This is a genomic window from Acinetobacter sp. COS3 (genome assembly GCF_000475335.1).
GTDB lineage: Bacteria > Pseudomonadota > Gammaproteobacteria > Pseudomonadales > Moraxellaceae > Acinetobacter > Acinetobacter venetianus.
The window spans coordinates 1-291 of the sequence record NZ_AXCD01000068.1 but is presented as its reverse complement, the minus strand read 5'-3'; the positions used below and the strand labels follow the sequence as shown (position 1 = coordinate 291).

At 40.9% G+C, this 291-nt stretch carries 1 protein-coding gene; it reads right to left on the bottom strand.

Annotated elements, in window-relative coordinates:
* Positions 1 to 291, bottom strand: a 291-nt coding sequence (locus IO68_RS31960) for a helicase-related protein (RefSeq protein WP_034603920.1), incomplete at both ends; no start/stop codon positions are given.

The following is a 291-nucleotide window of genomic DNA, read 5'->3' as shown; positions in this document are numbered from 1 at the left end:
CGTGTACCACGCCCAATCATCTGCATAAACTTCACTTTAGAACGTACAGCTTTAAAGAATACTAAGTTGACCACTTCAGGTACATCAATGCCTGTATCGAGCATATCCACTGAAATCGCAATCTGGGGCTCAGGTAAATCTTTCTTGCTAAAGTCATCAATTAAGCTTTGTGGATACTTAGTGGCATGGGTAATGACACGGGCAAACTTGCCATCATATTGCGGATAGTTTTCATTGAAGCGATCAGCAATAAACTGGGCATGTTTTTGATTGACGGCAAAGATAATGGTT